Annotated in this window: 8 protein-coding genes; 2 read left to right on the top strand and 6 right to left on the bottom strand. The window is 66.0% G+C overall.

Translation table 11 applies throughout. The features are described from left to right. Window positions 1-113: 113 nt before the first annotated feature. Window positions 114-1166, bottom strand: a complete 1053-nt coding sequence (locus NKJ84_RS32315; protein ID WP_352493611.1) for a permease — start codon at window positions 1164-1166, stop codon at window positions 114-116. A 42-nt stretch (window positions 1167-1208) separates the two neighbouring features. On the opposite strand from NKJ84_RS32315, the gene NKJ84_RS32310 reads away from it, so the two are divergent. Further along, window positions 1209-2081 (top strand): LysR family transcriptional regulator, encoded by an 873-nt coding sequence (locus NKJ84_RS32310; RefSeq protein ID WP_352509897.1) that lies wholly within the window; start codon window positions 1209-1211, stop codon window positions 2079-2081. Window positions 2082-2126: 45 nt separating this feature from the next. After that, window positions 2127-2438, top strand: a complete 312-nt coding sequence (locus tag NKJ84_RS32305) for a YnfA family protein (protein ID WP_352493613.1) — start codon at window positions 2127-2129, stop codon at window positions 2436-2438. Here NKJ84_RS32305 and NKJ84_RS32300 read toward each other — a convergent pair. The 5 genes from NKJ84_RS32300 to NKJ84_RS32280 all read right to left on the bottom strand — a co-directional run bounded on the left by NKJ84_RS32300 (window position 2435) and on the right by NKJ84_RS32280 (window position 9417). Next, window positions 2435-3340, bottom strand: a complete 906-nt coding sequence (locus tag NKJ84_RS32300) for an ArdC family protein (protein ID WP_352493614.1) — start codon at window positions 3338-3340, stop codon at window positions 2435-2437. The two genes, NKJ84_RS32305 and NKJ84_RS32300, sit on opposite strands and share 4 nt — an antisense overlap. Before the next feature lie 221 nt (window positions 3341-3561). Then, a complete protein-coding gene (locus NKJ84_RS32295; RefSeq protein WP_352493616.1) occupies window positions 3562-4002 on the bottom strand; it encodes a hypothetical protein in 441 nt (146 codons plus the stop codon). Next, window positions 3999-6161 carry a hypothetical protein gene (locus NKJ84_RS32290; RefSeq protein ID WP_352493617.1) on the bottom strand — a complete coding sequence of 721 codons (2163 nt, stop codon included), beginning with the start codon at window positions 6159-6161 and terminating at the stop codon, window positions 3999-4001. Before NKJ84_RS32290 ends, NKJ84_RS32295 begins: the two co-directional genes overlap by 4 nt. Then, window positions 6161-8002, bottom strand: a complete 1842-nt coding sequence (locus tag NKJ84_RS32285) for a site-specific integrase (RefSeq protein WP_352493618.1) — start codon at window positions 8000-8002, stop codon at window positions 6161-6163. The genes NKJ84_RS32290 and NKJ84_RS32285 overlap by 1 nt, the downstream gene beginning before the upstream one ends. After that, window positions 7999-9417 carry a tyrosine-type recombinase/integrase gene (locus tag NKJ84_RS32280; protein ID WP_352509896.1) on the bottom strand — a complete coding sequence of 473 codons (1419 nt, stop codon included), beginning with the start codon at window positions 9415-9417 and terminating at the stop codon, window positions 7999-8001. The genes NKJ84_RS32285 and NKJ84_RS32280 overlap by 4 nt, the downstream gene beginning before the upstream one ends. Window positions 9418-9688: the final 271 nt, after the last annotated feature.

The following is a 9688-nucleotide window of genomic DNA, read 5'->3' as shown; positions in this document are numbered from 1 at the left end:
TTATCTGAACAGTCAACCTGTCTCAGTGGGCCTTCTTGGCGCTGGACCGGAGAATTCCCCGGATTTTCGATCAGCGGATCGGCATGAGACAGATTCCATGATGAAATCGATGCTCACGAAAAAAACGTCCAGAGCGCCTGGAAGACGTAGCCGATCACCAATGATCCCGAAACTGCGAGCGCCACGAAAAGGGCGATGGTTGACGGCCTAAGGACCAAAGCCACAGCCAAGACGCCCCAAATACTGACGGCGCCGCCTGAAACGAGGAGTGCCATTGCCGCACCGGGTGACATGCCGAGATCAAGTAATCCTCGAACCAAGGGCAGTGCCGCAAGACCATCGAGATACATCGGTGCACCGACCAGCACCGCGAGTGGGATAGCGTATGGAGAATCCTTACCGACATAGGTGGTGAGGAGATGAGACGGTAGAAGGTCACGCAGCAGAAACTCAGCCGAAAAAGCAAATATCAAACAGATCACGACGATCCTTGTTGTGGAAATAAGGTTCGCCCCAAATGCACGCATGCGAGCTGGCTCTCGCCAGATTCGGAAAGAGAAATCCGTTGGCGTGCACGTGCCGCACTGGCCATTACCTATAATTCGCTGTGGCCGTAACGGGTTTTGAACCATCTGCGTGCGCGCGAGGAGAGCCGTTCCCGCGCCGGAAAAGATTCCAAGCGCAAAAGCCGCAAGCATCTTTCCGATGGCGAATCCAGGGCCGAGCAGCGCCCACGTCGCAGCGAACATGGTGGGCCCGGTAACAGGCGAGGAAAGCCAAAATGCCATGATGGGCGCAAGCGGAACGCCGGAGGCAAGGAACCCGGTCGTAAGCGGCAGCACCGTTACGCCGCACACAGGTGTCACAGTGCCGATTGCCGACGCGATGACGACAGTTGAGATAGGGCGGCCCTTAAACCACCGCGCCGTAATGGTCGCCGCTCCGCTGGCTGCGACCCATGCGGAGATGACTAGCCCAATTGCAATCATCAGCGCGACATCCAGGAAGCTCTGCACGACGAAACGAAGCGTCTCCTGCGCCCTTTGCGGCCACGTAAGGGCGACAACGACTGTCAGAACAGCAGCCGTCGCCCAGATGACCTGCATTCTTTGGGGCCTCGGGAGCGTGACAATCATGGCGACATCCTCTTTGCTGACATCATACATTGCCGACTTCCATACGGAAAACGAATAGCGTAGATATCAGCTATGAGCTTGAACGATGGGAAATCGACACAACTGGACAGCGATTTGCTGCGAACGTTTCTCGCGGTGGCTAAAGCAGGGAGTGTCAGCGGCGGCGCTGCGCACCTGCTCCGCACACAGTCGGCCGTTAGCCTGCAAGTGCAGAAACTTGAGGGTACTGTCGGACAACGCATGTTCGAAAGGCATGGCCGTGGGGTTACCATGACTGCTGCCGGCGAGCAGTTGCTGCCCGTCGCTCGCCGTGTTGTCGAAATGCTGGATCAGACAGTCGCCGATCTGCGCGGAACGCAAGCGGAGGAAGAAATCCGCCTCGGGATCCCCGAGGAATATGGTGATACGATCCTGCCGTCTATCCTGGCAGCCTTCACCGAAGAGGAGCCCACAAGCCGTATTTTTGTGCGCTGCAGTTCGAGCATGGAGTTTCCACATGCGTTGGCCGCCGGCGAGTTGGACATCGCTCTCCACTCACCTGAGCGTGTCTCAAAGGACGACGTTGTTGTTCATAGTGAACGCGCCGTGTGGGCCGGCTCGGTATTCCACAATATCGAAACACGACGGCCCCTGCCGGTGGCTCTATTCGACAAAACCTGCTGGTGGAGGGAACGCTGCCTCGATCTTCTTCGAAAATCCGGATTGGAGCATCAGATCGTTTGTACCAGTGAGAGCGTTTCAGGGATTCGAGCTGCGATCGCAGCTGGCATCGCGATTGGCGTCTTGCCGCAAAGCGCATTGACGGACCAAATGCGAACGCTTGCCGATGAGAAACTGCCGCAGCTAGGAGAAACACATCTGATGCTCACCAACTCCTCGAACGCACCTAAACGGCTAGCTGGCAAATTGACAATGATCATCTCAAGGACATTCGAGGGGAAGTGACGCCGTTTTGCGGCAATACGTCCGGCGATCGACCAAGCTGTCAGGATGTTCGTCGCCGCCGCCGTCGCGGAGATCGCCGGCTGCTTCAGCTTCTGGCTGTGGCTTAGTGAGGCCAAGCCGAGCTGGTGGCTGGCGCATGGGCTGGTCTCGCTCGTCGCGTCGCCTGGCTGCGCGCGCTGGTGGACAGCAGCGCGTCCGGGCGGGCCTACGCGGCTTATGGCAGCGTCTGTATCGCCGCCTCGCTGGCAAGTCTGCGGGACGATCGAGGGGGTGAGGCCGGACCGTTGGGACACTTTGGGCGCCGCGATCAGCCTCGTCGGCGCCGCCATCATCATCTTCGGCCCGCGTTCCGCCTAATGTGACGGCTGCTGGGCGTGCATCCAGTCGGCGATCTCTTGCGCCTTGGCGGCGGCGGTGAAGATGGCGCGCTTGTCGGACCGGAGCACCTCAAGCCACGAGGCGACGTAGCTGGCGTGGTCGGGACGCGGCTCGACGCTGAGGTTCAAGTCGGCGCAGATCATGGCGCTGAGCAACTCGACCGTGCACTCCTCCATGGCGTAGGCGGCCGAGCCGAAGCGTCCGGAGAGATCGCGATCGAGGCGATGGCTGGCGCCCGAAGCGTGCCCGCATTCATGGAGGAGCACTGCGTAGTATGCGAGTGCGTCGCGGAAGCAGGCGAACTCCGGCATCTGCACGTGATCCGTGACAGGGCTGTAACAGGCCTGCGAGCCGCCGTGCCGGATGTCGATGCCGAGCGCCGCGCAGAACCGTTCGGCGTGCCCGATGCGCTCGATCTCGGGCAGTACCGGCATCTCGGGCGGCGTGTAGCCGTCGACCTGCGCGCAATTGAAGACCGTATAGCCGCGTGCGAACATGCGTCGGGCCGGCCCGTCGCGATCCTCGCCGCCGTCCTGACGCTCCGTGTCGCTGTCGCGGTCGGCGATCTTCCAGAATACGACGAGGTGGCCGCGTTCGCCCTTGCGGACCTGGGCGCCGAGCGCCTGCCATTGGCGGTAGGTGCCCCAGATGCCGGCGGGATAGCCCGTCGCATGCGCCGCGGCCCAGAGTGCGATGACGTTGACGCCGCGATAGGTCTTGCGCGAGCTGACGTTGACGGGCGTGGAGATGGCCGAGCCATTGTGATGCCAGGGCATCCGGTAGTCGGCGGCGCCGGCTTCGATGGCGGCGATGATCTGGCTGGTGACGCGCTCGTAGATATCGTTCCGTGTCTCGGTCTGGACGTTGCGATCCGTGGTCATGGGTGCCTCCTGTGCTCGCCCTCTCCGTCGAGGGCGCGGCGGCAGGGGCAGACGCGGATAGCCGGCCCGTCACACCCTGTTCTCGGTGCTGGTGCGGAACAGGGTTGACGGGCCGGCAGCGTCTGCCACAACCCGAGCCCCTGCCTCGACGGGCGAGCGCAGGAGGCACCCATGATCGGCGGGCCCGGCCGGACCGGATCGGTTACGAAGCTGCGCGGCTCTCAGCCAACGCCGTCGTGAGACGGGCGCCGTAGCGGCACGACCCTGGTCGCAGGCGATCGAGCCAGTTCCTCCCGCAGGCCGTCGATCACCGCATCGCGCTCGGCGACCTGCAGCGTCAGCACCTGGATGTGCTGTGCAAGCGTGCGGGCGAACGCCCGCAACTCGGCCATCTCGGCGCCGCGCACGGCGCGGAGCTCGGCTTCGAGGGCGCGGATGCGCTCCTTGAGGACTCTGGGGGAGGATCCCCGGCGGCGCTCTTCGGCGGCACGGAACTCGGCGAGAAGAGCGCCGGCCCGGTTCGCCGTCGCCCGGCTGACGCCGGCCTCGCGCGCCAGGTTGGCGACGGTCAGCGCCCCGTCGGTGCGCTCGGCGCGACCGTCGAGCAGCCGCTGCATGGCCGACCTCAGCGCGGCTTCGCTCTTCGGCCCAAGCGCGGTCATGCATCACCGTCCACGAGAGGAGCGATCAGACGGCGCTTGCGCTCATTGTCCTTCAGGATCGCCGTGCGCTGCAGCGGCGACAGGCGCCGGTCGGCCAGCAGCGCTTCGCCCTCGGCGATCGAAGCCTGCCATGGTTCGCGGTGCCGGGCGGTCAGGCAGGCATTGGGACAACGGTCGGGGCTGCAGCGCGACAGGGCCGGCGCCGTCCGCTCGTCATCCGGCGCATCTTTAAGGCAGAGCGCGGTCGCCGCGTCGAAGAGGCAATCATTGAGGAAGCCGACGTGCAAAGTCCGCCCGAGATGGGCAAGCATGGTGCGCAGCCGCTTGCGGTCCACGATCCGGCCAGGAAAATCGCCGAGTTCGTCCTGCACGCGGGCGAACTCGCGGCGCAGTCGCGTCGCACCCGGTCCCGCCGGCCCGTCATTGCGAAGAAACGCCTCGTAATGGGCGACGATATCGTCGAGCTGGCCGAGCGCACGCTCGCGCTCGACCACGCTTCGGAAGTCGGCCCGGGCCGATCCAGCGTAGCCCTCGAACATGGCTATGGACGCATGCTTGTACTGGATCTTGCCGGCGACGGTGCCGAACGGCCGGTTGGCGATGTACCAGGCGATCGTGCGGCGCAGCTGTCGCGTCGTGAACTTCCAGGGTTCGTCGTCGATGCGTGGGATGACCGGTCCGTCGCTGGCGCGCGCATCGAGCCCGTCGCGGAACAGGTTGAGCGTTGGCGTCGCGCCCATGCCGAGGTGATCGTTGCTCCAGGGCCAGTCCTTCAGCGCCACCCACAAGGATGACAATCCCTTGTCGCGGCGATTGCGCGCCGAGAGAGCTTCCATCACCGCAACGGCGCGGGCGACCGGCTCGATCGTGATCCAGTCGGCCGTCGCGCCGCGCGCCCCATGGCGTTTGTAGACGGTGCTGCGCAGCCGGTAGCGCTCGACCAGGCCGTCGGCGCTGCGCACCGGCGACACGCAGCCCGGCTGCATCGCCTGCACCTCGCTGTCGCGCATGCCGGTCAGATAGGCGCAGACGATATAGCAGGCGCCCTGCAGCATCCGCTCCTCGCGGGCCAGGCTGAGGCCGTCGAAGCGATCGCGCCAGGGCAAGCCGGTGTCCGGATCGGTCGAGATCGGTGTGTCGAGCCCGCCGATCTCGGTGCCAAGTTCTGTCGCTGCCTCGTCGATCAGCCGCGCGGTCGGCTCGGACTGGCTGACGCGGCCGCTCTCGCGCGCGCCGACGTGAAGGCGCATCAGATGAAGATTGTAGGGCGGCGTCTCGTCGCCGGTGAGCGGATCGATGCGGCGGGCGACGTTAGGCGCGCGCTCCCAGATCGGCACGCCTCGGCCCGTGGCCCGGCGCACGTCGAGCCACTTCGCCACACGGGCGCGATAGGTGCTGGCGACGGCCCGGCCGGTCCGCGCGTCCCGCGTCATCAATCGGGCGCAGCGGGCTTCGAGAGAGTCAAGCTCTGCACGGGCGGCAAGGATATCTGGCGCGTAGACCTCGACATACCTGAGTGCCCAGCGCAGCATGGCGCCGATGACCGGCTCGGGAATGCGCGGCGTGGCGTTCTCGGCGGGTGCCGGCGGCCGTCCGGCGACGCGGTGGGCGGCTCGCCCACGCCAGGGGAGCACGCCGATGCCACCACCGGTCAGCCACGGCGCCAGGTGATGCAGATCGATCGGCACCTCGACATACTTCACCGTCTCGTGCGGCGTTCGCTGTCCGCCGTCACGGGCATGCACCAGGTAGGCGTCGAGCAGCGCCTGATCGACGCGGCCGAGATCGACGGCGCCAGTCTGCGCGCGGAGGAACGCAGCGAAATGCTGGACGTAGCGCAGCAGGCGGATCGCCGAGGTCGCGCCGCAGGGCGCTCGATATCCCGGCACATGGATGCGCAGCCGGGCGACCACATATTCCTTTGCCAGCCGTCGCGTGGCGAGATCGGCGATGCGGGCGAAATCGAGCCGGTAATTGCTGTGGCGGGCGTTGACCCGGAAGATGGCGGCGCCCAAATCCCAGAGATCGTCGCCGAAGCGGGGAAGCTCAGCGCGGTCGACATCGTCCCTGACCGCGACACCGGCAAGCACGGGCTCGCCGTCGCGGTAGATGGCCGACGGCAATGACGGCCGCGGCGAGAGCTTGATGGAACCGGGCATTATGGCGCTGCCGCTTCGGGCGGCAGGTAGATGAGCGCCGGGTCCGACGCCGCAATCCGGCGAGCCTCCTCAATCTCCGCGTCGGCAAACCGGGACAGAATCTGATCGGCAATGCGTCCGTGAACGCGGCCGAACTTGGCGATCCAGTCGCCTTCGCTGAGCGCCTGCCGTTGCGCGCGAATGAAGTCGAGGAAGGCCAGAAGCGCAGGCAGCTTGCGGGCGGTGATCACCGCATTGCTGCATTCGAGACAGCCCCAGAAGGGCGACGGACAGGCTTCCCCTTCCAGCCCGAACGGGCTCTTGTAGAAGCCGGCGCAACTGGCGAGCCAGACATCCTGCTCGCCGCCGAGCAGCGCGTCGATGGCGGCGGTACCGGCGACGGGAAGACTGGTTGCCTGCTCGGGATCGGCCAGAACGGCCTCCTCCTGCTCCGACGACAGGATGCACGGCCGCAGGGCGGCGTCGAGCGCATCGCTCATGGCGTCGGCAACGGTCGCCTCGTGCAGATGGCGAAGCGCGGGGACATCGGCGTAGTGGTTGGCCGCCACCGCGACGCTGTGGCCGACGGCGAAGCGGTCGAGCTGGCCGCCCGTACGCCGATACCACGCCGCCTTGTGGGTCTTGCGCAGGCGCGTCAGGTTGAGGCGGAGCGGCTGATCCTGTTCGTCGAGGATGCCATGTCGAGCAATCCATGAAGCGACGGGTTCCTTCAGGCTGAGCACCCTCGGGGTCAGACGACCCCAGGCGCAGTGGACCCAGAGCGTGTCGGCGCCAAGCCAGCCTCTCGCCGGACCGGTCCACTGCAGAACCTTGCGGATCAGGCCACCCGGTGTCGAGGAGGCGCCGTCGCGCACGCGCAGCCGCTTCCACTCGGCGCCGCGTGCCCGCCGCTTGCAGTACTCGATCTCGACATAGCCGCCGGACGGGTTCTTCAGGCAGTCCGCCCGCAAGCTCTTGATCGCTTCGATCTCGAGACCCGTGTCGAGCGAAATGAGGACTATGAGCGGCACGAGGTCGGCGGCGATCAGATGCTGGCGGCCATGCAGATCGTGGATCAGGCTATCGTTCGGCAGGTCGCTCTCACGGCGCAGCGTGTAGAGGCGCTTGAAGAGCGGGTGCCGGTGCCCGATGACGCCTTCCCCGTCGATCACCGCCATCACCTGTTCATGCGCCCCCGCCAGAACGCGGCTCCGATCGGCATCCTCGACGGTCGGGATGCGATCTGCCACGGCAAAGCGGCGGATGATGGCGGCGAGATCGGCGCGAGCGGCGATCCGCAATGCCGTGGCGACATCGTCGCCATAGGCATCGCGCGGCCGGGCGCGCACACCCGGCCGGTCGCTCGTATGCATCAGCCGCCGCGAGGCATCGGGTGGCAGAAGGTCGGGCTCCGCCGCCTCGGCGAGGCGGAGCAGGTTGAGCACCTTGCTCATCCGATGCAGCCGGTGATTGGGATGCAGGCCGCTCTCCTCCATCCAGGCGTCGAAGCCGTCGATCAAGGCAGCGCTCATGTCGGAAAGGCACACGATGCGCACTCTGGCGGAATCGAGATAGCGCCAGAATGTCTTGAGCGCGCTGGCATAGGCATAGGCTGTCGAGATTGAGCCGGCCGGACCGCCGACCTGGCAGGCGCGCCAAAGCGCGCCGGCAAACGTCCGGGCCAGTGGCTTGCGGCCAGCGAGCATCGTCAGATCGATCCTCCTGCTGCGGTCCGCCAGCGTGACTGTGAAGCGGAGCGACGCGATCGCGGCGGCTGCCTCGCCCTCGGGATCGGGCAACGCCTCGGGAAAGAGGGCGCGACGACCCGGTCGCCGTACCGAGGCAGTCGTCACGGCGGTCATGCTGCATCACCGGCCGTATCGTCGGCCCAGCGATCCGCGGCCGCTTCGACCAACTCCTGCGCCTCGGCGAGGCAGTCGAGATAGATATAGGTGCTGGTAATGCTCGCGTGCCCCAGGAGCTGCTGGAGCTTCTGCAACGGGTCGCCGAGCATCCGGCGATAGACCGCGCCGTGCCGGTCGTGCGGATCGAACACGGTTCCGATCTGCTCGCGGATCAGCATGGAGAGCATGTTGACGGCGAAGGTGTGCCGCAGAGTGTGCGGCGTCACCTCGATCTCGATGCCGAAGCGGCGACAGCGGACGCAGGCGCGCCGGAAGACCGCTTCCCAGGTCGCCGAGGGCACGGGCCGGCCGCCTTCGGTGAGCCAGAGCAAGCCCTGCTGCGCTCGGCCGGGCGCCCCGATCAGCACGCGGCGTCGTTCGCCCGGCGTCAGGCGGTCAAGCCGGACCCGCTTACCCGACGCATCAGCGACCTTCCCGCTCTCCGGCATCAGCCAGAGCGGATTGGGCACTGAAGGCTTTGAGCGGGCGGCGGAGATGGTGCGCTCGAGATCGACATAGTCGGAGATCAGCGCCAGCACCCGGCGCGGAATGCGGATGCGACGTGGCCGTCCGCCCTTGGCGATCGGACCGGGAAGATCGAATGGAACTGAGCGCGATCCCGGCTCGGTCAGGCGCGGAAGCTCGGCCAGAAGCAGGCTGCCAGCCTCTGTCAGCCGCAAACCGGTCGTGACCAGCAGTTCGGCAAAGAGCGCATTGCGCTCGCCGTTCCGCCCGCGCCACGCCGGATCTTCAGAGCCGTCGGGAAGCCGGCCGCGCAGCCCGACGTCGCGGAACAGGAGATAACGGCCGAGATCGACAAAGCGGGTGTCGTGCCGGCGCGCTGCGCGCTCGCGGGCGCGGTTCGCCGTCACGGCGAGTACGGCCCGGCTGCCGGCGGCCCTACGAAGGGTGACGCCGTAGCTGAAGGGCGAAACGGTGATTATCCCTTCCTCTATGGCCCAGCGATAGAGCTTGTCGAGCGCGGCGATGCTTCGGTTCCAGCTTGCCGCCGAGATGCGGTAGGGAGCCGCCGCCAGGCGTCGTGCCCGATGAAAGGCCAGAACATCGTGGCGGTCGGCCTGCCAGACCGTCTTGCCGTCGCGCCGCTCGGCAAGAAAGCGCGCCCAGACCAGGATGTCGCGGGCGTAGGAGCGCCAGGTGTTCGGCGAGCGCGCACCCATGCCAGGACAGGCCCGGAAGAACCGGTTGAGATTGAGATCGTAGCTGCCGTCATCCGTCAGGATGAACGGCATGCCGTCGATCAGCCCGGCGCGCTCGGCCACGTCGAGCGCGCCGGGCGCGGGGTTTGTTGCGGAATCATCGAGAGGAAGCGGGCGCGACAGGGCGCCAAGATCGGTAAAGTACAGCTGCACGCACGTGACCTAAGCGGAGCGCCTGCGGCGCAAGTTATTGTCTTTATGTGCGAGGGGTTCCCCTCGCGCTCTCCCGCTCGCCGCGTGGCAGGGGTGCAGGACTAAGCCTGCACCCCATGAACAAGCTTGTGGTGCCGCCGCCGCGTAAAGCGTTGTCCTCGCTTCGCTGCGGGAACGCTTGACCCGGACGTCTGACGAGCTTCACCGGAACCGTCGGCAAGGTGCTTCCATTGCCTGATTCTGAGACAGGATTACAGAGTCAGGATAAGGC

It is taken from the genome of Mesorhizobium sp. M0048 (assembly GCF_040323405.1).
Classification (GTDB): domain Bacteria; phylum Pseudomonadota; class Alphaproteobacteria; order Rhizobiales; family Rhizobiaceae; genus Mesorhizobium.
Note: the sequence above shows the minus strand (reverse complement) of the source record. Positions and strands in the feature narration are given on the sequence as shown.

What these genes read in the sequence shown, in the direction of transcription:
- NKJ84_RS32305 (WP_352493613.1), top strand. Translation starts at nt 2,127, where the DNA reads ATGTTCGTCGCCGCCGCCGTCGCGGAGATCGCCGGCTGCTTCAGCTTC.
- NKJ84_RS32310 (WP_352509897.1), top strand. Translation starts at nt 1,209, where the DNA reads ATGAGCTTGAACGATGGGAAATCGACACAACTGGACAGCGATTTGCTG.
- NKJ84_RS32295 (WP_352493616.1), bottom strand. Translation starts at nt 4,002, where the DNA reads ATGACCGCGCTTGGGCCGAAGAGCGAAGCCGCGCTGAGGTCGGCCATG.
- NKJ84_RS32300 (WP_352493614.1), bottom strand. Translation starts at nt 3,340, where the DNA reads ATGACCACGGATCGCAACGTCCAGACCGAGACACGGAACGATATCTAC.
- NKJ84_RS32285 (WP_352493618.1), bottom strand. Translation starts at nt 8,002, where the DNA reads ATGACCGCCGTGACGACTGCCTCGGTACGGCGACCGGGTCGTCGCGCC.
- NKJ84_RS32315 (WP_352493611.1), bottom strand. Translation starts at nt 1,166, where the DNA reads ATGTATGATGTCAGCAAAGAGGATGTCGCCATGATTGTCACGCTCCCG.
- NKJ84_RS32290 (WP_352493617.1), bottom strand. Translation starts at nt 6,161, where the DNA reads ATGCCCGGTTCCATCAAGCTCTCGCCGCGGCCGTCATTGCCGTCGGCC.